Here is a 22,866-nt window from a genome sequence, read left to right as displayed (position 1 = left end):
TTTCCGCCCGGAATTGCTGAAGCAAGGAACAGTTCCTCGGACCTACTGTCGGGTGGCGGATGCCTCCTGTCGGGCCTCCGGCGGCGGCGCCGGAACCGAGATGGCCTCGGCGTCGAAGGCTTGCTTGACGCGTTTGGTGAGATCGATCTGGGTGGCGAAGAAATCCGCCGCTGACGTCCAATAGCGCAAGGTGATGGCGACGCTGGCATCGCCGACCGTGGCGACGAAGGCGATCGGCGCCGGCTCGCGTTTGATGCGGCGCTCGCCACCGGCGACCCCCAGCATGGTCTTCTGCGCCAGGTCGATGTCGTTCCACGAGCCGATGGTCAGCGTGATGTCGCTGCGGCGCACGCCGTTGCGGGTAAAATTGCGAACCGGCTGGTTCCACAGCGTCGAATTGGGTGCCAGCACGTAGACGCCGTCCGTCGTGCGAAGCTTGGTGGCGAAAAGGCCGATTTCCTCGATGGTGCCGGCAATGGCGCCGACCTCGACATATTCGCCGATGCGGAATGGCCTGAGCGCCAGAAGCATGATGCCGGCGGCGATGTTCTGCAGCGTGCCTTGCAGCGCAAGACCGATGGCAAGACCGATGGCGCCGATGGCGGCGATGATCGAGGCCGTCTGCACGCCGAATTGGCCGAGCACCATGATGACGACGAGAATCAGGATGGCGTAGCGCACGATCTTCGAGAAGAAATGCCGTAGCGTCGCGTCGAAGCCATGGATATGGCCTAGCCCGGCTGAGATCGAGCGCTCGGCGAGCCCGGCCACGGCGTAGCCGACCACAAGCAGGATTATGGCGCCGATGGCGGAGAAGGAATAGGAGACGATCAGCGTGCTGAGTTGCGCAAGCCCTGCCTGCACGGTGAGAAGCGTGTTTTGGGGGTCGATAGGCATCAGGAAAATCCGGTTGGGGGAGTGTCGATAACCCCTGCGGACGCCATGGGTTCCGATTTTTTTGAAGGCCGGCGGAACCGCAAGGTAGGCGTCACGTTCGCGCTGGCAGGGCGCGCGTCTTGAAACTGCAACGGAACTCTGCCTATCTATGGGGTGTCACCTGATTTCATGGGTGATTTGGTTGTTCTTGCTGCGAAAGGAAATACACTGAGAACAGCACTGCGGAAGAAGGCCGACATCGTGCCTTCGCCGGCCGGGATCAGCGTAGACGACGCCGTGTCCCGCGCCATCAAGACAGTCCTTGCCAGTCTGGAAGACTCCAAGGCCGAAAATATTGTCTCAATCGACATTCAGGGGAAATCGAGCCTCGGCGACTACATGGTCGTCGCATCGGGCCGATCGCACCGTCATGTCTCGGCTGTTGCCGACCATCTCCTCAAGGCGCTCAAGGATGCCGGACTCGGCATGGCGCGCGTCGAGGGGCTGTCCGGCGCCGACTGGGTCCTGATCGATTCAGGCGACATCATCGTCCATGTCTTCCGCCCCGAAGTCCGCGAATTCTACAATCTTGAAAAGATGTGGCAGGCGCCGGATCTCGAGGAAGAGACCTTGCACTGAGCTCCGTCTCATGTCGTAACCGTCGTGGGTGCGACATGGGCTGAAAGCTCGGCGAGGCAGGGATGAAGATATCAGTTCATGCCGTGGGCCGGATGAAGACCGGCCCCGAGAGAGAGTTGGCCGACCGCTATTTCGAGCGTTTCGGCAAGAGCGGCCCGGCGATCGGGCTCGAATTCTCTGGTGTCGCCGAGATTCCTGAGGGACGCGCCCAGAACGCCAATGAGCGCCGCCGCGAGGAAGGCCAGAAGCTGCAGGCGCAGCTACAGCCGGGCACGGTGCTGTTCCTTCTGGATGAACGCGGCAAAAACCTGTCCTCGGACGATTTTGCCACCCGCATCGGCCAGCTGCGCGACGGCGGCCGCAAGGCGCTGGTCATCGCCATTGGCGGCGCCGATGGTCACGACCAGCCGCTGCGCGACCAGGCCGATCTGGTGCTGTCGTTCGGCGCCGCAACCTGGCCGCACCAGCTGGTGCGTGTCATGCTGGGTGAGCAGCTTTACCGCGCGGCGACGATTCTTGCAGGCCATCCCTATCATCGTTCGTAAACCGGTGGGTTGAGGTCAACCGTACCGATTTCCGCCCCAATGCACCGCTGTTTTATGCTAAAGCGCGTCATGCGACGCGCTTTAGGTCTTTGGTTTTTATGCATGTCGTTTTCCCAAAACCGAGGTCACTTTTGGGCGACATGCATTCGGCTTCGGTTTCGATCATGGTTGATGGTTCGTTAACGAAGCCACGCATAGAGTCGGGCTTCAATGTCTGAAAACGGGAAATCAGGAACGGGCTTCCGGCACGCGCGCTGCGGCATCGCTGCAGCAGTGGTTTTGCTGTCGCTCGGGCTTGCGCGGGCCGAAAACACGCTCGACGTGGCGCCCGACCCCGATCAAAGCCGCGCCGAATATGAGAAGGTTTCGACCGAGATCACGCTGTCGTCCGAACGATTGGCCAAGCTTGCTGCCGACATTGCGGCGGTCAAGAAGGACCATGCTTCGATCACCGCGGCGCTGATCCAGTCGGCGATGACCGAGCAGAAGCTTGGCCAGGACATCGAGGATATCGGCGCCAGGCTCGAAGGCCTGAAGGGCGAGGAGCAGAAGATCCGCGTCTCGCTGGCGGCGAGGCGCGACGTGCTGGCCGAGGTGCTGGGCGCGTTGCAGCGCATGGGACTCAATCCGCCGCCGGCGATCCTGGTCAAGCCGGAAGACGCGCTGTCTTCGGTGCGAAGCGCCATCCTGCTTGGCGCAGTGGTGCCGGAACTGCGCCAGCAGACTGAAAAACTGCTGGCCGACCTCAAGGAACAGACGCGGGTGACGGCCTCGATCGAGGCCGAGCGGACCCGGCTGACGGCGGCGGTCGGCGAGCAGACAGCGGAGAAGAAGCGCCTCTCCATGCTGCTCGAGGCCAAGCAGAAGCTCGAGGCGGACACCTGGACCGCGATGGTGGCGGAAAAGCAGCGATCCCAGGCACTTGCGGCCAAGGCCGGCAGCTTGAAGGAACTGATTGCCTCGCTCGAGGCCGACAAGAGCCGCAAGGCGGCGGATGCTGCCAAGGCCGGCGAGCAGAAGGCCGCCGACGGCGACAAGACGGACGCGGATACCACCGCGTCGACCGAGCTCGCCTCGCTGCCGGTGCCGGAAGGCAATCGTCTCACCGCGGCGGCGCCGTTTTCGGCGCTTCAGGGCCAGGTCGCGCTGCCGGTCACCGGCAAGATCAAGCGCCGTTTCGGGGCCGATGACGGTAACGGCGCGGTGATGCTTGGCGACATGGTTGCGACACAATCCGGAGCCATCGTCACGGCACCGGCGGACGGAAATGTGCTTTATGCGGGGCCTTTTCGCTCCTATGGTCAACTCTTGATCCTCAATGCGGGAGACGGCTATCATGTCGTCCTGGCGGGGATGAGCAGAATCAGCGTCGCGTCTGGCCAGTCGGTACTCGCAGGAGAGCCGGTCGGCGCGATGGGAGAGGCCCGGGTGGCAAGCACCTCGGCCTCGAAGAATGGAAATGCCACGCCGGAACTCTACGTCGAGTTCCGCAAGGATGGAAAACCCGTCGATCCGACCCCATGGTGGGCGGACCGCTTCTCTGGAAGGACGTGAAATGATGCGGAAACTGTCGCTTCTTATTGCCGGTGCGCTGATGGGCGCGTCAGCGATGAGCCTGGTTTATGGCGCGCCCGGCTCGACGGCGAACGCTGCAGGCTCCGAAACCTACAAGCAGCTGGCGATCTTCGGCGACATTTTCGAGCGCGTGCGGGCGCAGTATGTGACGCCGCCGGACGACAAGTCGCTGGTCGAAAACGCCATCAACGGCATGCTCGCCTCGCTCGACCCGCATTCCTCCTACATGAATGCCGAGCAGGCGCAAGACATGCGCGTGCAGACCAAGGGTGAGTTCGGCGGCCTCGGCATCGAGGTCACCATGGAGAACGACCTGGTCAAGGTAATCACGCCGATCGACGACACCCCGGCTGCCAAGGCAGGCGTGCTGGCCGGCGACTATATCGCCAAGATCGACGGCCAAGAGGTTCGCGGCCTGACGCTGAACGACGCGGTCGAGAAGATGCGCGGCCTGGTCAATACGCCGATCAAGCTCACCATCCTGCGCCAGGGCGCCGACAAGCCGATCGAGCTCACCGTCGTGCGCGACATCATCAAGGTCAAGGCGGTCAAGTTCCGGGTCGAGAACGACATCGGCTACATGAAGATCACCTCCTTCACCGAAAAGACCTATGACGACCTCGAGAACGCCATCGACACCATCAAGAAGCAGGTGCCGAACGACAAGCTCAAGGGCTATGTGCTGGATCTGCGCCTCAATCCGGGCGGGTTGCTCGACCAGGCGGTGAGTGTGTCCGACGCCTTCCTCGACCGTGGCGAGATTGTCTCGACCCGCGGCCGCGATCCGAAGGATGTCACCCGCTTCGACGCCAAGGCAGGGGACGACATCGGCGCCAAGCCGCTGATCGTGCTCGTCAATGGCGGTTCGGCCAGTGCTTCGGAAATCGTTGCCGGCGCGCTGCAGGATTTGCGCCGCGCCACCGTGGTCGGCACGCAGTCCTTCGGCAAGGGTTCGGTGCAGACCATCATCCCGCTTGGCGAGAACGGCGCGCTGCGCCTGACGACGGCGCTCTATTACACGCCGTCCGGCAAGTCGATCCAGGGCAAAGGCATTACGCCCGACATCAAGGTCGACCAGCCGCTGCCGCCCGAACTGCAGGGCAGGGACCTGACGCGCGGCGAATCGGACCTCAAGGGCCATATCAAGGGCGCCGACGAGAGCGATACCGGTTCGGGCTCGGCTGCCTATGTGCCGCCGGATCCGAAGGACGATCTGCAGCTCATCTATGCAGAACAGCTGCTGCGCGGCCAGAAAACCGATCCGGCTTTCCCGCCGAATCCGGAGAAGGCCGTGCTCAACCAGTAACTCGACCAACGGCTCTGGCCGCCTGATCGATGCGATGCAATGCTGCCGGGACCGCAAGGTTCCGGCAGTTTGATTCGGGGGGCGGCTGGGGCGGCGTTCCCAAGGAATGCGCGGGGACGTGCCAGTGGTTGAATTTGCGCTTTCTGAAGCCTTTCGGAATTATGCGCCCGGGGATGCGGCTTGGCTGACATCGGCAAAGACATAGAACGCCCGCTCGGACAGACCGTCCGGCCGCGCGCCGCGTCGCGCGGGTTGAGCGCCCGTACTGTCGCGACGACACTGGTCGTGCTGGCCGCGGTCGGCGTCTCCGGCGCGATCGCGCTGCGCGAAAAGCCGTTCCGCAAGCCCGAACAGCCGGTGGTCTCGACGCCGAAGGTGACGGCGGCAGCGGAGCCTGCCCCGGCAGCACCAACCGCAGCGCCCGCGGCGCCGAAGCCGGAAACGCCACCCAAGGGCAGCGGGCCGCAGATCATCCATGTGCAAACCGAAGAGGGCGATAGTCCGCCCAATGCAGCCATCGTCATCCATGATCCGTCGACGATCGGTCAGAATCTGAAGATTGCGCATATCCCTGATAAGGCGCTGATCGAGGCCAGTGACACCGGCCCGCTGCCGGTACGCGCCGCCGACGGCAGGCGGCCTTTCGATGTTTATGCCAGGCCGTGGTCGGGTTCGCGCGGCGCGCGGGTAGCGATTGTCATCGGTGGGCTTGCGGTGTCGCAGACCGGCACGCAGGCGGCAATCGCCAAGCTGCCGGCGGAAGTGACTTTGGCCTTTGCGCCGCAAGGCAACAGCATCGGCCGCTGGATGCAGGCGGCACGGCAGAGCGGGCATGAGGTCGTCATGCAGGTGCCGCTCGAACCGTTCGACTACCCCAACGTCAATCCCGGCCGCAACACGCTGACAGTGGCGGCAAGCCCGGACGACAACCTGAAGAACCTGCGCTGGGCGTTGTCGCGAACGACCAACTATACCGGCGTCATGAACTATATGGGCGCGCGCTTTTCCGCCGACGCGACGGCGATGGGACCGTTCATGGCCGAACTCGGCAAGCGCGGCCTTGCCTATATCGACGACGGCTCGTCCGCGCGGAGCCTGGCTCCCGATCTCGCCCTGAAGGACGGTGTGCCGTTTGTCGCCGGCGATATGGCGATCGATGCCGTGCAGGACCGCGGTGCCATCCTGAAGAAGCTCGACGCGCTGGAAGCCACCGCACGCGCCAAAGGCTCCGCCGTCGGCATTGGTTCGGCTTTCGATCTTACCGTCGACACGGTTGCGGCGTGGGTGCTCGAAGCGAAAAAGCGCGGCATCGAAATTGTGCCGATCTCGGCGGTGGCTATAGATCCGGAAAAAGGCTGACCTGTATGGAGAAGAAGAAGACTGTCGATCCAGAGACGCTGCCGTACCGGCCCTGCGTCGGGCTGATGATCCTCAATGGCGACGGGCTGGTCTGGGTCGGGCATCGCATCGCCGAACCGGACAGCGAATTCGCCGGCACTACGCAGCTCTGGCAGATGCCGCAAGGCGGCATCGACAAGGGCGAGGAGCCGCTGCAGGCGGCCGGGCGCGAGCTGTACGAAGAGACCGGCATGCGCTCGGTCACGCTGCTGGCCGAGGCACCGCACTGGATCAACTACGATCTGCCGGCCGATCTGGTCGGCATCGCCTTCAAGGGGCGTTATCGCGGCCAGACGCAGAAATGGTTCGCCTACCGCTTTCACGGAGAAACCCGCGAGATCCAGATCAATCCGCCGCCCGGCGGCCATACGGCCGAATTCGATGAATGGGCCTGGCGGCCGATGCGGGACCTGCCCGACTTGATCGTGCCGTTCAAACGCAAGGTCTATGAGGACGTGGTGGCGGCGTTCCGGCACTTGGCGTAGGCGGATTTGAGCAGCCAGGTTCGCATGGTAAGAAATCCATGCTTTATTGGTTGAAGCATGGACGACGCCCGGCAATCGCCCCCTAGCGCTGCGTTAGCGCTGCCCCTCACCTGGCTGCCGCCATCCTCTCCCCGTATAGGGACGGGGAGAGGGGCGATGTCGTCGACGATTTCGCCAATCACCAGCGTCGCAAGAAGAGAGCGGGCGTTGAGGCCAGCCCTTTCTCCCCGTCCCTATACGGGGAGAAATCTCCGGCAGGACAATGAGGGGCGGCGCCGACCTCCATGTGTCTGCCATGACTGAAGCGAAGGCGTCTCTGCCACAATCCGATACGATCACCGAGGCCGCCGCAGGCGCGATCCTGACCATCGATCTCGGCGCGGTCCGGGAGAATTACCGGCGGCTCAAGGCAAAGCTCGGTGGCGTGCGCTGCGCCGGCGTCGTCAAGGCGGACGGTTACGGGCTCGGCGCGCGGCAAGTGGCGACGGCACTGGTTGCCGAAGGCTGCGACATCTTCTTTGTCGCGCATCTCTCTGAGGGTCTAGCGCTGCGGGACGCGCTCGGGCCGTTTCCATCGATCCATGTGCTGAACGGCTTGCCGCCGGGCTCGGAGCCGGAGGCGGTCGCGGCGGATCTTGTGCCCGTCATCAACAGCGCCGGGCAACTGAAGGCGTGGGGCGGGGTCGGCCAAAAGGCCGGCCGCAAACTCAAGGCGGCCATCCAGGTCGATAGCGGCATGTCGCGGCTCGGCATGCCGCCGGCCGAGGTGGAGACGCTCGCCCGAGACGCGACAGGCTTCGACGGAATCGACGTGGCATTGGTGATGAGCCATCTCGCCTGCGCCGACGAGCCGGCGCATACGGCTAACGAGCGGCAGTGGCTGGCCTTTGAGCGCTTGCGCAAGATGCTGCCCGAGGCTCCTGCTTCGCTCGCCAATTCCTCCGGCATCTTTCTGGGGCCGACGTTTCATTTCGACCTCGCGCGCCCGGGCGCCGCGCTCTACGGCATCAACCCGACACCGGGCGAGGCAAACCCGATGCTGCCGGTGGTGCGGCTGGAGGCAAAGATCGTCCAGACGCGCAGCATCGAAAAGGGCGCGGGCGTCGGCTACGGCCATGCGTTCCTTGCCAGCGGCCCGCTACGTGTTGCAACGATCTCACTCGGCTATGCCGATGGCTGGCACCGGCGCGCCGCGTCGGCCGCCTGGTTCGACGGTGTCAGGCTGCCCTTTGTCGGACGGGTGTCGATGGATTCGATCATCCTCGACATTTCGGCGTTGCCGGCCGGGCGGCTGCGCGAAGGCGACCTTGTCGAGCTGCTGGGTCCGTCGCAGAGTGTCGATGACGCCGCCGGCCATGCCGGCACCATCGGTTATGAAATCCTGACCAGCCTCGGCCCCCGCTTCCACCGCCGCTATGTGCACGCATAGGACGAGACGCGCCCCCTTGGCGGACGCCGCAAAATCCGGCAGACAGGAGATGGCGGCCTTCTGACAGATGTCGTCGTGGAGAGTGATGCGATGAAGATCTTCGTGTTGGGCGGCGGCGTGATCGGGGTAACCACCGCCTACTATCTCGCCGAGGCCGGCCACGAGGTCACGGTGTTCGATCGCCAGAAAGGGCCGGCGCTGGAAACCAGCTTCGCCAATGCCGGCGAGGTCTCGCCGGGCTATGCCTCGCCCTGGGCCGGTCCCGGCATTCCGCTGAAGGCGATCAAATGGCTGCTGATGAAGCATGGCCCGCTGGTCGTGCGGCCGGCCTTCGATCCGCATATGTGGACGTGGCTCATCAGGATGCTGCGCAACTGCACGGCCGATCGCTACGCCATCAACAAGGCGCGCATGGTGCCCCTCGCCGAATATAGCCGGGACACGTTGAAGGCGCTACGGGAGGCGACCGGCATCGCCTATGACGAGCGGAGCAAAGGCACGCTGCAGCTGTTTCGCACGCAAAAGCAGCTCGACGGCACCGGCGGCGACGTCGAGGTGCTGAAGAAATACGGCGTGCCCTATGAGTTGCTCGATCCCGATGGCTGCATTGAGGCCGAGCCGGCGCTGGCCAGCGTGCGGGAAAAGTTCGTCGGTGGGCTCAGGCTGCCCGGCGACGAGACCGGCGACTGCAAGATGTTCACCGACAGATTGGCCGAGCTTTGCGTGGCGCGCGGCGTCACGTTCGAATATGGCGCGCAGCTCAGGCGCTTCACCAAGAATCGCAATCGTATCGTCAGCCTCGGCGTGGATCAGCGCTCGCGCGCGGCCGACGCCTATGTGCTGGCGCTGGGCAGCTATTCGGCGCGCTTCATGCGCCTGCTGCGGCGCCCGATCCCGGTATACCCGGTCAAGGGCTATTCGATCACCGTGCCGATCAAGGATGCAGCGGCCGCACCGGTTTCAACGGTGATGGACGAAACCTACAAGGTGGCGATCACCAGGCTCGGCGACCGCATCCGCGTCGGCGGCACGGCGGAGATTTCCGGCTTCGATCTCAGGCTGCACGAATCGCGCCGGCGCACGCTCGAACATTCGGTCGGCGATCTCTTCCCGGATGGCGGCGACCTCAAGGCGGCGTCGTTCTGGTGCGGGCTGCGGCCGATGACGCCCGACGGGCCGCCGCTGATCGGCCGCACTGAGTTCTCCAACCTCTATCTCAACACCGGCCACGGTACGCTTGGCTGGACCATGGCCTGCGGCTCGGCCAAGGTGCTGTCCGACATCATCTCCAGCAAGGTGCCTGACATCGATGTGCGGGCGCTGGGACCGGAGCGGTATCAGAGGTAGGGATCCGACAAGCGAAAAAGATACACATTGTGTATGCGGTCGTGTTATGATGGCGGGGCAAGGAAATCGTCATGACCGCAAAGACCCCTGAGACTCACGCCAAGCCTGTCAATCTGCGCATCCGTGAAGACGTCCGCAATCTGATTGACCGAGCCGCCAAGCTGCGCGGCAAAACCCGTTCAGACTTCATGATCGACGCGGCATACCGTGCCGCTGAAGACACTCTGCTTGATCAGGCGCTCGTTAAAGTCGATGCCGACAGCTATAGGCACTATCTGGACATTCTAGACCGGCCGCCAAGCGGCGAAGGGTTTGCCCGGCTCATGAACGCTCCGAAGCCCTGGCAGAAATGACGCTGTCGGCGCCGACGCTGCTGACCGAAACGCACGATCTCGAACCTTTTCAAAGTGGGGCGGACAGCCTTGATCAATGGCTGCGCCGACGGGCACGCGGCAATCAGGTCAGCGGGGCGTCTCGAACCTATGTTGTGGCGATGGACGGGCGCGTCGTCGGGTACTACTGCATTTCCTCCGGCGGGCTTGACCTCGCGGATGCGCCGGGATCGATCCGCCGCAATATGCCCGATCCAATACCGGTTGTGGTGCTTGGCCGCCTCGCCGTCGATCGGCGCTGGCAAGGCAAAGGCCTTGGCGCCGCGCTCCTGCAAGATGCAGCTTTGCGTGCGGCCCAGGCGGCGGCCATTCTGGGAGTTCGTGGGCTTCTGGTTCACGCCATATCCGAAGAAGCGAAGGCCTTCTATGAGCATTACGGGTTTGCCGCCTCCCCCAACAATCCGATGACGCTCGTGCTTTCCCTGAAAGCTTCGACGCAGGAGTAACAGGCTGGACGGGGGGTTGAGCTTCAGACTCTTTTTTGCCACCGAAGGATGCCGCTCAAAACGCCTCCTTCACCCAGCCCTTCGAGAACAGCAGCCGGTAGGCCCATGGTATCGTCACCTTGGTCGAGACCGGCTTCGAATGGGCGACATAGTCGTCGTAGACCGGCTGCATTCTGGCATAGAAGGCGGGTCGAGGACCATCATGCCGTTCTCCAGGTCATGGAAGAAGCTGCGGTTGTTGAGGTTGACCGACGGGATCGTCACCAGCCTTTCGTCGATCATCACGATCTTGGAATGCAGCACGACGTCGGGCGCCTGGAATTCGCGGATGTTGATGCGGTCGCCATATTTCTCGACGAACAGCTTGTTGAGCGCGGTCAGCAACTTGCCGCCAATGTCGCCCTTGAGGTCGATGCGGCCGACAATGTCGATCCTGACGCCGCGCCAGCGCCCGCTCGATGGCAAGGCTGAGCTTCGCCGGTGCGGGTGCCGGGACCACAATAATTGCCAAAGACGAAGGGCGAGGGGCGGGCCATTGCAGTGCGAACAGGCTTGGGAAGGTCGGATTCCGGAACTTCGGCCCATGGGTTGGCGCAGGCCGAAAGCACAGCAAGCGTCAAGATGGCTAGAATGGCTCGCATCTTGATCCGCGCCAGCGTTGCAAAGAAATGTCCCACCCGGCGCAGCCAGTCCCTCAAATGATCGGCGACATCGCGCTTACTGCCACACGCGCCGTTTTTATGGCAAGGGAATGGCGGCCTACACGAACAGGCTTCGCTCTTTCTCAACCGCCTTGGTGATGAAGTTGGCGACGATCTGGACGCGGCGCAGCGGACGAACCGATTCATGATAGACCAGCCAATAGGCGCGGCGAATCGGCGTCACGATGTCGACGGGGATCAACTCCGGCATCGAGCGGGCGACGAAGGTGTGCAGGATGCCGATGCCGGCGCCCGAGCGCACCGCTTCGGCCTGGCCGAGGGCCGAGGAAATGGCGAAACTGGTGCGCCAGTCCGGGCTGAATTCGGCGGCATAGTCGAGTGACGGGCTGACGATGAGGTCCGGCACATAACCGATCAACGTATGCTGGCCAAGTTCCGCTGATGTCCGCGGCAGGCCATGCGCCTCGACATAGCCACGCGAGGCAAACAGGCCGAGCGTGTAGTCGACCAGCTTTCCCGCCACCAGCCTGCCTTCGCTCGGCCGCTCGACGGTGATGGCGATGTCGGCCTCGCGCCTGGACAGCGAGAAGGAACGCGGCACCGGCACCAGCTGGATAGTCAGTTCGCGGTGCAGCGCCGTCAGCGCGCCCAGACGCGTGGCGAGGAAAGCGACGCCGAACCCGTCAGGCGCGCCGATGCGCACCGTGCCGGAGATGTCGTCACCTTCGCCCGACACAGTCGAGCGCGCGGCAATCATGTCGCTCTCCATGCGCTCGGCGATGTCGAGAAAGCGCTCGCCGGCCGGCGTCAGCTCGCTGCCGGTGGTAAGCCGGCGAAACAGTTTGGTCCGCAGTGCATCCTCGAGCGCCGCGATGCGGCGCGAGACGGTGGCGTGGTTGAGCTCGAGGCGCTTAGCGGCACCGAGGATCTGGCCAGCGCGCGCGACTGCGAGGAAGATGCGGACGTCATCCCAGTTCATGGGGGTGGTCCGGGTTAGTTGCCGGCGTCGCGTTCCCGCCCACCCCCCTCTGTCCTGCCGGACATCTCCCCCGCAAGGGGGGAGATTGGATATCGTCTCTGCTTTCGCCAATCACCAACGATTGAGAATGGGCGTCACCGAGGAAGCTGCTGATCTCCCCCCTTGCGGGGGAGATGGCCGGCAGGCCAGAGGGGGGTGTGAGGGAACGCAATATTCGGGCCTTTTCAGCAAGCCGCCATTTGCGGCAATTAATGCACACCTGCCCCTCGTTGTCTATTTTCCGCACAACGGTTGCGTTCTCCCTCGCGTTGCCTTCGCGCCTGCAAAGGCGTTGAATGCATCATCACAAACTCAGGGAGAGAAACCATGATCGAATACGGTCATTTCATCGGCGGCAAGCATGTCGCCGGGACCAGCGGGCGCAAGCAGGACGTGATGCAGCCGATGGACGGCACGGTGCGCGGCACGGTGGCGCTGGCTTCGCCGGCGGAACTGCGCGCGGCTGTCGAGAACGCCAGGGAAGCGCAGCCGAAATGGGCCGCCACCAACCCGCAGCGCCGCGTGCGCGTCTTGATGAAATTCCTCGAACTGGTCGCCCGCGACTATGATGAACTGGCCGACATACTGGCGCGCGAGCATGGCAAGACCATCGCCGACGCCAAGGGCGACATCCAGCGCGGTCTCGAAGTGGTCGAGGTCTGCATCGGCGCGCCGCACATGATGAAGGGCGAATTCACCGACGGTGCCGGCCCCGGCATCGATGTCTATTCGATGCGCCAGCCGCTCGGCGTCGTTGCCGGTATCACTCCATTCAATTTCCCGGCGATGATTCCGCTGTGGAAGATCGCGCCGGCAATCGCTTGCGGCAACGCGTTCATCCTGAAGCCTTCCGAGCGTGACCCGGGCGTGCCGATGCGCATCGCCGAACTGTTCATCGAAGCCGGCCTGCCGGCCGGTATCCTCAACGTTGTCAATGGCGACAAGGATGTTGTCGATGCCATCCTCGACGACCCGGACATCAAGGCCATCGGCTTCGTCGGCTCGACGCCGATCGCCCATTACATCTATTCGCGCGGAACGGCTGCGGGAAAACGCGTGCAATGCTTCGGCGGCGCCAAGAACCACATGATCATCATGCCCGACGCCGACATGGACCAGACGGTCGATGCGCTGATCGGCGCCGGCTACGGCTCGGCCGGCGAGCGCTGCATGGCAATCTCGGTGGCGGTTCCGGTCGGCAATGACACCGCCAACCGGCTGATGGAAAAGCTGGTACCGCGCGTCGAAAGCCTCAAGGTTGGCCCATCGACCGATTCCTCCGCCGATTTCGGCCCGCTGGTGACCGCGCAGGCACTGGAGCGCGTGAAGGGCTATGTCGACACCGGCGTCAAGGAAGGCGCCAAGCTGGTCGTCGACGGCCGCGGCTTCTCGATGCAGGGCTATGAGGACGGCTACTATATGGGCGGCTGCCTGTTCGACAATGTCACTGCGGACATGCGCATCTACAAGGAAGAGATCTTCGGGCCGGTGCTGTCGGTGGTGCGCGCGCCGACCTATGAGAGCGCCATCAAGCTCGCCAATGACCATGAGATGGGCAATGGCGTCGCCATCTTCACCCGCGACGGCGACGCCGCGCGTGACTTCGCCAGCCGTGTCCAGGTCGGCATGGTCGGCGTCAACGTGCCGATCCCGGTTCCGATCGCCTACTACACCTTCGGCGGCTGGAAGGCGTCGTCCTTCGGCGACCTCAACCAGCACGGCCCGGACGCGTTCCGCTTCTACACCAAGACCAAGACGGTGACGTCGCGCTGGCCGTCCGGCATCAAGGACGGCGCGGAATTCGTTATTCCAACGATGAACTGAAATATCGCCCATAGCTGGGTTTTCGCGGGCGCCTCGTCTTTGGGGGCGCCCGTTTTGCGTCAGAGCCCGCCCGGTGATGCCAATCCTGGCGGCGCTTGAAACGACGCTTGTTTTCGAGAGGCAGGGCCACCATATCGAATCCAGGGAGCGTTATAGCTGCTCCCGACGACAGACCGGAAACCAGAAGGAGTGACGTGATGAAGACGTCGAATCCGGCCTGGAGCGCTTCGGTACATTGAGGCGGCCGATATGCCTCCCTTGCCGGAACGCGAAGGCAAAGGAGGGTGCCCTATGGCACGCACATTCTTGTTTCGATGGATCAGGGTGGCCGCGATCGGCACTGCGCTGGCGCTGTCGACGCCATCGGCGCAGGCGCAATTTATCTGCGGTGGCCACAGCGACCTGGTCGCGGGGCTGGCGCAGGCCTTTCAACAAAAGCAGATCGGCTACGGTGTGGTCGGCGAGGCCGCCATTGTCGAGATCTATGTTTCGGCAAATGGGACCTGGTCGATGCTGGTGACCGACGTGCAGGGCCGAAGCTGCATCTTCGCGACCGGTGACGGATGGGAGAATACCGCCATCGCCACCGCGCAAGGGATCTGATCGCCCGTTCAGCGGGTCGCGGCGACCTCGGCATGGCCGCGCAGCAGGGCCATCAGCCTCTTGGCGTCCTTGGCTGCGGCTTCCTCGTCGCCGGCCAGGATTGAGCGGATCAGGGCGACATGGTGCTCGGCGGATTCGGCGAGGCCCGTGTCGGCCTTGTAGCGGAACCAGAAGCGGCGGCTGTGGGTCTGCAAGGGCGCGGCCAGCCGCGCGGCGAACGGGTTGTCGGCGGCCAGCGCCAGCGCCTCGTCTAGCGCCTTGTCGGCCTGGATGAAGGCTAGCACATTGCCCGAGATGACTGCCTTCTGCATGGAGAGTGCCGCGTCGTGAAACAGGTCCGCGGCCTCGCGGGTGACGAAGCGGGCGGCCGAGCGGGCCAGCACCACCTCCACGCCGCGCCTGGCATCGAGCACCCGCAGCCAGTCGCCGGGATGCAGCGGGGCAATGGCGATGCCGGCACGTGGCCTGATGTCGAGCAGGCCTTCCCATGCCAGGCGCTGGATCGCCTCGCGGACCGGTGTGCGCCCGAGGCCGAGTCTTTCGATGAGGGCGCCTTCGGTGACGAAGCTCGCCGGCGCCAGTTCCAGCGTCACGATCATATGCTCAAGCATACGGTAGGCCCTGGCGGCGACCGGTTCAGCGGACTGGGTGTCGATGGATATCAAAGGCGTGCTCCTGATATATTTTAGATATATCATAACGGAATCCGTATTGACAGCGGGTTTTCTAACAGATATACGGCTGATATATCAGATGGAGAGACAACTATGTGGACCGGAGTTTTCCCCGCCGTCACTACCAAATTCACCGAAGACGACCGCCTCGACCATGCCGAGATGGAGCGTTGCTTTGCCTTGCAGATGGAGGCCGGCTGTGATGGCATCATCGTCTGCGGCTCGCTCGGCGAGGGTCCGATGCTGTCGCATGACGAAAAGATCGAAGTGCTGAAGACCGCCCAGAAAGTCGCCGGCAAGAAGCCGGTGCTGCTGACCATCAACGAGGCCGGCACCCGCGAGGCGGCGAGCATCGCCAAACGCGCCGCCAAGGAAGGTGCCAATGGGCTGATGGTGGTGCCGAGCCCGATCTATCACACCAATCCGGAAGAGACGGTCGCCGCCTTGCGCGCTGTCGCTCAGGCCGGCGACCTGCCGGTGATGATCTACTCCAACCGGCTCGCCTACCGCGTCGACGTCACAGTCGACCAGATGGAAGAACTGGCCACGGACAAGCGCTTCATCGCCATCAAGGAATCCTCCGACGACATCCGCCGCTCGACCGAGATCATCAGCCGCTTCGGCGACCGCTACGACCTCTTCACCGGTGTCGACAATCTCGCCTTCGAGGCGCTGTCGGTCGGCGCCATCGGCTGGGTGGCGGGTCTGGTTGTCGCCTTCCCGCGCGAGACCGTCGCCATCTACCAGCTGATGAAGCAAGGCCGGCGCGAAGAAGCGCTTGCGATCTACCGCTGGTTCCGGCCGCTGCTCGATCTCGACGTATCGACCTATCTGGTGCAGAACATCAAGCTCGCCGAAGTGTTCGCCATCAACACCAACGACCGCGTGCGCATGCCGCGCCAGCCGCTATCGGGTGAGCGCCGCAAGGCGGTCGAGAAGATCGTCAAGGACGCACTGGCGGTACGGCCGAAGCTGCCGACGTTCTGAGGAAGGTTCCATGCCGCCTCAACTCAAGCGCGTCGAAAGCGATGGAGACTGGGCGGCATATCACGGCATACGCAAGCGGGTGCTTTGGGAGGATCGGGGCTTGGAGGGCTATGACGAACGGCATCCCGACGACCGTCTTGCCGATAATCATCCTCTGCTCCTCATGCATGATGAATCGCCGGTGGGGACTGCCAGGCTGGATGTTGTCGACCAACGCCTCGGCATCGTCAGGCTTGTCGCGATCGAGGCCGGGCTGCAACGGCGTGGCCTCGGCCGGATTCTCATGCGGCAAGTCGAGATCTATGCCCGTGGCCTCGGTCTCGTCCGGCTGGAAGTCAATGCCGCCAGGGACGCCGAAGGGTTCTATCAAAGGCTCGGCTGGGAGACGGTGCATTCGGACCGGAAGAACCCGCTGATGACGAAAGTGCTGAAAGCTGGAGACAGCCCATCGTGACCGCGCCTATTTTGGACGTCGCCATTGTCGGTGGCGGCATTGTCGGCATTTGCGCGGCAGCCATGCTGGCCGAGGCGGGGCGCAGCGTCACGACCTTCGACCGCACGGGCATTTGCGAGGAAACCAGCTCCGGCAATGCCGCCGCCTTTGCCTTCTCCGACGTGCTGCCGATGGCGCACAAGGGCATGATACGGCAATTGCCGAAATGGCTTGCCGACCCGCTCGGGCCGCTCAGCATTCCACCGGCCTATCTGCCCAAACTCCTGCCGTGGCTGATCCGCTTCTGGCGCGCGGGCGCGCCCCGGCACTATGAGGCTAGCCTTGCCGCCCAGGCCGGCATGATGAAGCTCGCCGAGGCCGAATGGATGGCGCTGCTCGACCGCTCCGGCACGCGGCCGATGCTGCGCGAGGACGGCTCGCTGGAGCTTTACGAAAAAGAGGCCGAGTTTCAGGCAGGGCTGTCCGGCTGGGCGGCTCGCGAGCGCTTCGGCATCGGCTTTCACCATGTCGAAGGCGAGGAACTGGCGCGGCTGCAGCCGGGCCTGTCGCCGCGCTTCATCAAAGGCACGTTCGTACCGGGATGGAAGACAGTCGCCGACCCGAAGCTGCTTGGCAAGGCGGTATGGGCCTATGCCGAAGGGTTGGGCGCGCGTTTCGAGAAAGCACACGTCGAACGCATCGAGGCCGGACCCGAGGGCACGACAATCGTACTTTCGGACGGCACGGCGCGGAAGGCGAGGCAAGCTGTCATTGCCGCCGGCGCATGGTCGCATCTGCTGGCGAAGGCGCTTGGCGATGCCATCCCGCTCGAGACCGAGCGCGGCTACAACACAACGCTGCCGGTCTCGGCCTTCGACCTGAAGCGTCAGTTGATCTTCCCCGGCCACGGCTTCGTTATCACGCCGCTCGACACTGGACTGCGCGTCGGTGGCGCCGTCGAGTTGGGCGGACTCGATCGGCCGCCGAATTTTGCGCGCTCGAAGGCAATGCTGGAAAAGGCCAAGCAATTCCTGCCAGGATTGGATTCTTCAGGCGGCCGCGAATGGATGGGTTTTCGCCCGTCGCTGCCGGATTCGCTGCCTGTGATCGGCCGGGCAAAGGCGCCGAACATCCTTTATGCCTTCGGCCATGGCCATCTCGGGCTGACACAGGCGGCGGCGACCGGCCGCTTGATCCGCGATCTCGTTCTCGGGCAGACTTCGCCGATCGATCTTGCTCCCTTCAGCCCGCAACGGTTTTGAGTTCGAGGAAATCATGGCCAAAAAATCCTTCTTCTGCATCGACGGCCACACCTGCGGCAATCCGGTGCGGCTGGTCGCCGGCGGCGGTCCCTTGCTCGAGGGTTCGACGATGATGGAAAGGAGGGCGCATTTCCTGGCCGAGTATGACTGGATCCGCACCGGGCTGATGTTCGAGCCGCGCGGCCATGACGTGATGTCTGGCTCGATCCTTTATCCGCCGACGCGCGAGGATTGCGACATCGCCATCCTGTTCATCGAGACGTCGGGCTGCCTGCCGATGTGCGGTCATGGCACGATCGGTACGGTGACCATGGCCATCGAACACGGGCTGATCAAGCCGAAGACACCGGGTGTGCTCAGGCTCGATACGCCGGCCGGGCTGGTCATCGCCGAGTACAAACAGGTCGGCGACTATGTCGAAGAGGTGCGCATCACCAATGTGCCGTCCTTCCTCTATGCCGAAGGGCTGACAGTGGAGTGTCCGCAGCTTGGCGAAATCACTGTCGATGTCGCTTATGGCGGCAATTTCTACGCCATCGTCGAGCCACAGGCGAATTACCGTGACATGGCGGATTACTCCGCCGGCGATTTTATCGCCTGGAGCCCAGTGGTGCGCCAGCGGCTCAACGAGAAGTATTCCTTCGTCCATCCGGAAAACCCGGGGATCAACCGGCTGTCGCACATGCTGTGGACGGGCAAGCCGACGGTCGAAGGGGCGGATGCGCGCAATGCCGTCTTCTATGGCGACAAGGCGATCGACCGCTCACCGTGCGGCACCGGTACCTCGGCGCGCATGGCGCAGCTTCATGCCAAGGGCAAGCTCAAGGCGGGCGACAGCTTCGTCCATGAATCGATCATCGGCTCGCTGTTCAAGGGCAAGGTGGAGAAGGACGTCACCGTCGCCGGCAAGCCGGCCATCATTCCTTCGATCGGCGGCTGGGCACGGATGACTGGCCTGAACACCATCTTCATCGACGACCGCGACCCGTTCGCGCATGGTTTTGTGGTCAAGTAGTGAGAATCCTGCCCCCGAGGAAAGGAATGTGGCTAAAAAACGAAGCGTGCCGGAATCGCAACGTTTCGTCTCTTCACCTAAACTTGACGGCGATTTCTTCGAAAAAGCGTGCATTCTCAAGCTGAATCGTCAAAGACATTGCGTTATGCCAATGATAGGGTCCGCGATAGTCCAGGGGTCGGGAGCAAAAAAACGGGCAATCGGAAGGCGTGCCGGCAAAACACGCACGACGTTTGAAAAATCACGTTGCAATCCGGGCTCGAAACTTTACGACTAGGGGAAATACGAAAAGGAATGCGTCTGCATGGGCGACATTCCAGGGGAGCCATGTACACATGCAATATTTTGTCCAGCAGCTTATCAATGGGCTGACGCTGGGATCGATCTATGGGCTGATCGCAATCGGCTACACGATGGTCTACGGCATCATCGGCATGATCAACTTCGCCCACGGCGACATTTTCATGGTCGGGGCCTTCGCCGCCCTCGTCGTCTTCCTCATCCTCGGCTCCTTGTTCTATTCGGTGCCGGTCGTCCTGGCGCTGCTGATCATGATGATCGTGGCGATGCTGCTTACCAGCCTGTACAACTGGACGATCGAGAAGGTGGCCTACCGGCCGCTTCGCGGTTCGTTCCGGCTGGCGCCGCTGATCACTGCCATCGGCATGTCGATCGCGCTGTCGAACTTCATCCAGGTGACGCAGGGTCCGCGCAACAAGCCGATCCCGCCGATGGTCAGCCAGGTCTACAACATCAACGGCATCAGCGTGTCGCTGAAGCAGATCATCATCGTCATCGTCACCGCGCTGCTGCTGGCGCTGTTCTGGTACCTGGTCAACAGGACCTCACTGGGCCGGGCGCAACGGGCGTGCGAACAGGACCGCAAGATGGCGGCACTGCTCGGCGTCGATGTCGACCGCACGATCTCGATCACCTTCATCATGGGCGCCGCGCTTGCGGCCGTCGCCGGCACGCTGTTCCTGATGTATTACGGCGTCATCGCCTTCTCCGATGGCTTCGTGCCGGGGGTCAAGGCCTTCACCGCGGCCGTTCTCGGCGGCATCGGGTCTCTGCCGGGCGCCGTGCTTGGCGGGCTTTTGATCGGCTTCATCGAAAGCATGTGGTCGGCCTATTTCTCGATCGACTACAAGGACGTCGCGGCGTTCTCCATCCTGGCGATCGTGCTGATCTTCCTGCCTTCCGGCATTTTGGGCCGGCCAGAAGTCGAAAAGGTCTGAGACAATGGCGGTTTCCGTATCCTCGGAGCGCGACACCGTCGCCTCCCCCGTGCAGCGTGCATTTCGTGAAGCGCTCTATGCCGGTGCCATCGCGCTGGGCCTGTTCATTCTCTTCATCGGCCTGAAGACCGACCAGAACATCAGCAACCAGCTGATCCTGGCGCAGCGCTGGGGGCTGCTCTTAACCGTGGTCGTGCTGACCATGCTTGGCCGCTTCTTCTATATCGCCTACGGCCAGCCGTTCATGGCCAATCAGAAGATCGCCAATGTTGCCACCGGCCTGTTGCCGGCGAGCGTGGCGTCGCGCTTCTTCCTGCTTCCGGCCTTCATCGCCGCCATCGTGCTGGCGGCGGTCCTGTTTGTGCTCAGCGGCTCCCTGCCGGGGCTGGTGGGCGATGCAGCGGCCGGCTCTCTGCAGTTCATCCGCGCACTGGCGATCATCTATGCGCTGGCCTGCGTGATCTTCTACTTCCGCGCGTTCATCCACGCCAATTTCACCAAGCTCGGGATCACCGCATTGGTGCTCTATCCGATCCTGGTCGTCGGCGTGCTGTCGCTGATGTCTTGGTCGTTCGTCGGCGGGCTGCAGGGCTCGCTGAAATGGATCGACAATTTCGGCATCCAGATCCTGATCTATGTGATGCTGGCCTGGGGGCTGAACATCGTCGTTGGCCTCGCAGGTCTGCTGGATCTCGGCTACGTCGCCTTCTACGCGGTCGGCGCCTATGCCTATGCGCTGCTCGGCTCGCATTTCGGCCTGTCCTTCTGGATCCTGCTGCCGGCTGCCGGCGCCATGGCCGCTTTCTGGGGCGTGATGCTCGGCTTTCCGGTGCTCAGGCTGCGCGGCGATTATCTGGCAATCGTCACACTGGCCTTTGGCGAGATCATCCGCCTGGTGCTGATCAACTGGCGTGACGTGACCAACGGCTCGGCCGGCATCTCCGGCATCCCTAAGGTCACCTTCTTCGGCCTGATGACGTTCAATTCGACGGACCCGAACTATATCGGCAAGGTGCTGCACATCGCCCAGTCGAGCGCCTACTACAAGATCTTCCTCTACTATCTGATCCTGGCGCTGGCGCTGCTGACCGCCTTCGTTACGATACGGCTCAGGCGCATGCCTGTCGGCCGCGCCTGGGAGGCACTGCGCGAGGATGAGATCGCCTGCCGCTCGCTCGGCATCAACACCACCACCACCAAGCTCACCGCCTTTGCCACCGGCGCCATGTTCGGCGGTTTTGCCGGCGCCTTCTTCTCCGCACGGCAGGGCTTCGTCAGCCCTGAATCCTTCGTCTTCCTGGAATCGGCGATCATCCTGGCCATCGTTGTGCTCGGTGGCATGGGCTCGCTGGTCGGTATCGCGGTCGCCGCAATGGTGATGATCGGCGGCACCGAGGCATTGCGGGAGCTCGACTTTCTCAAGCAGGTCTTCGGCAAGGATTTCACGCCGGAGCTTTACCGCATGCTTCTGTTCGGCATGGCCATGGTCATCGTCATGCTGTGGAAGCCGCGCGGCTTCGTCGGTAGTCGTGAACCGACAGCCTTCCTCAAGGAGCGAAGAGCGGTCTCCAGTTCCTTCACCAAGGAAGGACACGGCTGATGAATGCGAGTTCGATTCAGAAGGCCAATCCGGGCATGAAAGACGCCATTCTCCAGGTCGAGCATCTGTCGATGAAGTTCGGCGGCCTGGTCGCCATCGGCGACCTGTCATTCCAGGCCAAGCGCGGCGAGATCACCGCGCTGATCGGGCCCAACGGCGCCGGCAAGACCACCGTTTTCAACTGCATCACCGGCTTCTACAAGCCGTCGGAAGGCATGATCACGCTCAACGGCGCCGACGGCTCGAGCTTCCTGCTCGAACGGCTGCCCAATCATGAGATCCCGGCGCGCGCCAAGGTGGCGCGCACCTTCCAGAACATCCGCCTGTTCTCGGGCATGACGCTGCTGGAGAACCTCTTGGTTGCCCAGCACAACAAGCTGATGAAGGCATCGGGCTATACGATCCTCGGCCTGTTCGGGATCGGCGGCTACCGCCGGGCCTCGGCCGAATCGGTGGAACTCGCCAAGCACTGGCTGGAGAAGGCGGATCTTGTCGATCGCGCCGACGATCCGGCCGGCGATCTGCCCTATGGCGCACAGCGGCGCCTCGAGATCGCGCGCGCCATGTGTACGGGGCCCGAGCTTCTGTGCCTCGACGAGCCGGCAGCCGGTCTCAATCCGAAGGAATCGGCCGCGCTCAATACGCTGCTGATGGACATCAAGACCAGCACATCGATCCTGCTGATCGAGCATGACATGTCGGTGGTCATGCAGATATCCGACCATGTCGTGGTGCTCGAATATGGCCGCAAGATCTCCGACGGCAGCCCGCAATCGGTGCGCACCGACCCGCGCGTCATCGCCGCCTATCTCGGCGTCGACGACGAGGAGGTCGAGACGGTGCTGACCGAGGTTGGCGATGAAGACGTCATCGAGCAGTTGGACATAGGGCCTGATACGGCACACGGACCAGGCACGTCGTCGTCTTATCTCGCCGGCCCGGTGAGCGACACGATTGGCCACAGCGAGGGCGAGCGGGTCACCGTGTCGAAGGGCGCCTCGAAGGCAGCTCAATTCGATGCCAAGGCCAACGTCGCGCCGAGAAAACCGACCGAGCGGGCCACGGCCAAGCCCGCCGGGAAATCCCCGACATCCAAGCCGCGCGGAGGGCGT

At 63.2% G+C, this 22,866-nt stretch carries 22 protein-coding genes and 1 pseudogene; 19 read left to right on the top strand and 4 right to left on the bottom strand.

Annotated elements, in window-relative coordinates:
- Nucleotides 1–42: 42 nt before the first annotated feature.
- The gene (locus ACWGTI_RS21935) at nt 43–897 is read right to left on the bottom strand and encodes a mechanosensitive ion channel family protein (protein ID WP_454589042.1); all 855 of its coding nucleotides are present in this window, start codon (nt 895–897) and stop codon (nt 43–45) included.
- Between the two features lie 240 nt (nt 898–1,137).
- Between ACWGTI_RS21935 and rsfS the strand changes: the two genes are divergently transcribed.
- The 10 genes from rsfS (at nt 1,138) to ACWGTI_RS21885 (ending at nt 10,438) form a co-directional block, all read left to right on the top strand.
- Nucleotides 1,138–1,515: a ribosome silencing factor gene (gene rsfS / locus ACWGTI_RS21930; RefSeq protein ID WP_454572924.1), complete on the top strand. Its 378-nt coding sequence runs from the start codon at nt 1,138–1,140 to the stop codon at nt 1,513–1,515.
- Between the two features lie 62 nt (nt 1,516–1,577).
- Nucleotides 1,578–2,060, top strand: a complete 483-nt coding sequence (gene rlmH, locus ACWGTI_RS21925; protein WP_454589041.1) for a 23S rRNA (pseudouridine(1915)-N(3))-methyltransferase RlmH — start codon at nt 1,578–1,580, stop codon at nt 2,058–2,060.
- 210 nt (nt 2,061–2,270) lie between these two features.
- Nucleotides 2,271–3,614, top strand: a complete 1,344-nt coding sequence (locus ACWGTI_RS21920) for a murein hydrolase activator EnvC family protein (RefSeq protein ID WP_454589040.1) — start codon at nt 2,271–2,273, stop codon at nt 3,612–3,614.
- Between the two features lies 1 nt (nt 3,615).
- Nucleotides 3,616–4,941: a S41 family peptidase gene (locus ACWGTI_RS21915; protein WP_454572927.1), complete on the top strand. Its 1,326-nt coding sequence runs from the start codon at nt 3,616–3,618 to the stop codon at nt 4,939–4,941.
- 180 nt (nt 4,942–5,121) lie between these two features.
- On the top strand, nt 5,122–6,300 hold the full coding sequence (locus tag ACWGTI_RS21910; RefSeq protein ID WP_454589039.1) for a divergent polysaccharide deacetylase family protein: 1,179 nt from the start codon (nt 5,122–5,124) through the stop codon (nt 6,298–6,300).
- Between the two features lie 5 nt (nt 6,301–6,305).
- Nucleotides 6,306–6,824 carry an RNA pyrophosphohydrolase gene (locus tag ACWGTI_RS21905; RefSeq protein WP_454589038.1) on the top strand — a complete coding sequence of 173 codons (519 nt, stop codon included), beginning with the start codon at nt 6,306–6,308 and terminating at the stop codon, nt 6,822–6,824.
- A 295-nt stretch (nt 6,825–7,119) separates the two neighbouring features.
- Nucleotides 7,120–8,253, top strand: coding sequence for an alanine racemase (gene alr / locus ACWGTI_RS21900; RefSeq protein ID WP_454589037.1), 1,134 nt, complete (start codon nt 7,120–7,122; stop codon nt 8,251–8,253).
- 90 nt (nt 8,254–8,343) lie between these two features.
- A complete protein-coding gene (locus ACWGTI_RS21895) occupies nt 8,344–9,600 on the top strand; it encodes a D-amino acid dehydrogenase (RefSeq protein ID WP_454589036.1) in 1,257 nt (418 codons plus the stop codon).
- Between the two features lie 71 nt (nt 9,601–9,671).
- A complete protein-coding gene (locus tag ACWGTI_RS21890; RefSeq protein WP_454572932.1) occupies nt 9,672–9,953 on the top strand; it encodes a type II toxin-antitoxin system TacA family antitoxin in 282 nt (93 codons plus the stop codon).
- The gene (locus ACWGTI_RS21885) at nt 9,950–10,438 is read left to right on the top strand and encodes a GNAT family N-acetyltransferase (protein ID WP_454589035.1); all 489 of its coding nucleotides are present in this window, start codon (nt 9,950–9,952) and stop codon (nt 10,436–10,438) included. Before ACWGTI_RS21890 ends, ACWGTI_RS21885 begins: the two co-directional genes overlap by 4 nt.
- Nucleotides 10,439–10,552: 114 nt before the next feature.
- On the opposite strand, the gene ACWGTI_RS21880 is transcribed toward ACWGTI_RS21885, so the two are convergent.
- Both ACWGTI_RS21880 and ACWGTI_RS21875 read right to left on the bottom strand, forming a co-directional pair.
- Nucleotides 10,553–10,903: a phospholipase D family protein gene (locus ACWGTI_RS21880; RefSeq protein WP_454589034.1), complete on the bottom strand. Its 351-nt coding sequence runs from the start codon at nt 10,901–10,903 to the stop codon at nt 10,553–10,555.
- A gap of 294 nt (nt 10,904–11,197) precedes the next feature.
- The gene (locus tag ACWGTI_RS21875) at nt 11,198–12,079 is read right to left on the bottom strand and encodes a LysR family transcriptional regulator (protein WP_454589033.1); all 882 of its coding nucleotides are present in this window, start codon (nt 12,077–12,079) and stop codon (nt 11,198–11,200) included.
- Between the two features lie 366 nt (nt 12,080–12,445).
- On the opposite strand from ACWGTI_RS21875, the gene ACWGTI_RS21870 reads away from it, so the two are divergent.
- Both ACWGTI_RS21870 and ACWGTI_RS21865 read left to right on the top strand, forming a co-directional pair.
- Nucleotides 12,446–13,942, top strand: coding sequence for a CoA-acylating methylmalonate-semialdehyde dehydrogenase (locus tag ACWGTI_RS21870; protein ID WP_454572936.1), 1,497 nt, complete (start codon nt 12,446–12,448; stop codon nt 13,940–13,942).
- Nucleotides 13,943–14,266: 324 nt separating this feature from the next.
- The gene (locus ACWGTI_RS21865; protein WP_454589032.1) at nt 14,267–14,545 is read left to right on the top strand and encodes a hypothetical protein; all 279 of its coding nucleotides are present in this window, start codon (nt 14,267–14,269) and stop codon (nt 14,543–14,545) included.
- A gap of 8 nt (nt 14,546–14,553) precedes the next feature.
- Here the strand turns inward: ACWGTI_RS21865 and ACWGTI_RS21860 are convergent, their stop codons facing one another.
- Nucleotides 14,554–15,243 (bottom strand): GntR family transcriptional regulator, encoded by a 690-nt coding sequence (locus ACWGTI_RS21860; RefSeq protein ID WP_454589031.1) that lies wholly within the window; start codon nt 15,241–15,243, stop codon nt 14,554–14,556.
- A gap of 69 nt (nt 15,244–15,312) precedes the next feature.
- On the opposite strand from ACWGTI_RS21860, the gene ACWGTI_RS21855 reads away from it, so the two are divergent.
- The 7 genes and pseudogenes from ACWGTI_RS21855 to ACWGTI_RS21825 all read left to right on the top strand — a co-directional run.
- Nucleotides 15,313–16,206 carry a dihydrodipicolinate synthase family protein gene (locus ACWGTI_RS21855; protein ID WP_454589030.1) on the top strand — a complete coding sequence of 298 codons (894 nt, stop codon included), beginning with the start codon at nt 15,313–15,315 and terminating at the stop codon, nt 16,204–16,206.
- A 10-nt stretch (nt 16,207–16,216) separates the two neighbouring features.
- Nucleotides 16,217–16,660, top strand: coding sequence for a GNAT family N-acetyltransferase (locus ACWGTI_RS21850; RefSeq protein ID WP_454589029.1), 444 nt, complete (start codon nt 16,217–16,219; stop codon nt 16,658–16,660).
- Complete coding sequence (locus ACWGTI_RS21845) at nt 16,657–17,901, top strand: NAD(P)/FAD-dependent oxidoreductase (protein WP_454589028.1); 1,245 nt, start codon at nt 16,657–16,659, stop codon at nt 17,899–17,901. Before ACWGTI_RS21850 ends, ACWGTI_RS21845 begins: the two co-directional genes overlap by 4 nt.
- A 13-nt stretch (nt 17,902–17,914) precedes the next feature.
- Nucleotides 17,915–18,916 carry a 4-hydroxyproline epimerase gene (locus tag ACWGTI_RS21840; RefSeq protein ID WP_454589027.1) on the top strand — a complete coding sequence of 334 codons (1,002 nt, stop codon included), beginning with the start codon at nt 17,915–17,917 and terminating at the stop codon, nt 18,914–18,916.
- 335 nt (nt 18,917–19,251) lie between these two features.
- Nucleotides 19,252–20,154: a branched-chain amino acid ABC transporter permease gene (locus ACWGTI_RS21835; protein ID WP_454572944.1), complete on the top strand. Its 903-nt coding sequence runs from the start codon at nt 19,252–19,254 to the stop codon at nt 20,152–20,154.
- A 4-nt stretch (nt 20,155–20,158) separates the two neighbouring features.
- Nucleotides 20,159–21,754 (top strand): high-affinity branched-chain amino acid ABC transporter permease LivM, encoded by a 1,596-nt coding sequence (gene livM / locus ACWGTI_RS21830; protein WP_454589026.1) that lies wholly within the window; start codon nt 20,159–20,161, stop codon nt 21,752–21,754.
- Nucleotides 21,754–22,860, top strand: a pseudogene (locus ACWGTI_RS21825) (ABC transporter ATP-binding protein); the annotation flags it as partial. The gene livM and the pseudogene ACWGTI_RS21825, both read left to right, overlap by 1 nt.
- Nucleotides 22,861–22,866 lie beyond the last annotated feature (6 nt).

The sequence above is a fragment of the Mesorhizobium sp. ArgA1 genome (genome assembly GCF_053714375.1).
This window is presented reverse-complemented; position numbering and strand designations above follow the sequence as displayed.

Coding starts and splice junctions, on each gene's coding strand:
- ACWGTI_RS21855 (WP_454589030.1), top strand. CDS start 15,313: ATGTGGACCGGAGTTTTCCCCGCCGTCACTACCAAATTCACCGAAGAC.
- ACWGTI_RS21860 (WP_454589031.1), bottom strand. CDS start 15,243: ATGATATATCTAAAATATATCAGGAGCACGCCTTTGATATCCATCGAC.
- livM (WP_454589026.1), top strand. CDS start 20,159: ATGGCGGTTTCCGTATCCTCGGAGCGCGACACCGTCGCCTCCCCCGTG.
- ACWGTI_RS21905 (WP_454589038.1), top strand. CDS start 6,306: ATGGAGAAGAAGAAGACTGTCGATCCAGAGACGCTGCCGTACCGGCCC.
- ACWGTI_RS21885 (WP_454589035.1), top strand. CDS start 9,950: ATGACGCTGTCGGCGCCGACGCTGCTGACCGAAACGCACGATCTCGAA.
- ACWGTI_RS21850 (WP_454589029.1), top strand. CDS start 16,217: ATGCCGCCTCAACTCAAGCGCGTCGAAAGCGATGGAGACTGGGCGGCA.
- ACWGTI_RS21915 (WP_454572927.1), top strand. CDS start 3,616: ATGATGCGGAAACTGTCGCTTCTTATTGCCGGTGCGCTGATGGGCGCG.
- ACWGTI_RS21890 (WP_454572932.1), top strand. CDS start 9,672: ATGACCGCAAAGACCCCTGAGACTCACGCCAAGCCTGTCAATCTGCGC.
- ACWGTI_RS21840 (WP_454589027.1), top strand. CDS start 17,915: ATGGCCAAAAAATCCTTCTTCTGCATCGACGGCCACACCTGCGGCAAT.
- alr (WP_454589037.1), top strand. CDS start 7,120: ATGACTGAAGCGAAGGCGTCTCTGCCACAATCCGATACGATCACCGAG.
- ACWGTI_RS21920 (WP_454589040.1), top strand. CDS start 2,271: ATGTCTGAAAACGGGAAATCAGGAACGGGCTTCCGGCACGCGCGCTGC.
- ACWGTI_RS21935 (WP_454589042.1), bottom strand. CDS start 897: ATGCCTATCGACCCCCAAAACACGCTTCTCACCGTGCAGGCAGGGCTT.
- ACWGTI_RS21875 (WP_454589033.1), bottom strand. CDS start 12,079: ATGAACTGGGATGACGTCCGCATCTTCCTCGCAGTCGCGCGCGCTGGC.
- ACWGTI_RS21895 (WP_454589036.1), top strand. CDS start 8,344: ATGAAGATCTTCGTGTTGGGCGGCGGCGTGATCGGGGTAACCACCGCC.
- ACWGTI_RS21870 (WP_454572936.1), top strand. CDS start 12,446: ATGATCGAATACGGTCATTTCATCGGCGGCAAGCATGTCGCCGGGACC.
- ACWGTI_RS21835 (WP_454572944.1), top strand. CDS start 19,252: ATGCAATATTTTGTCCAGCAGCTTATCAATGGGCTGACGCTGGGATCG.
- rlmH (WP_454589041.1), top strand. CDS start 1,578: ATGAAGATATCAGTTCATGCCGTGGGCCGGATGAAGACCGGCCCCGAG.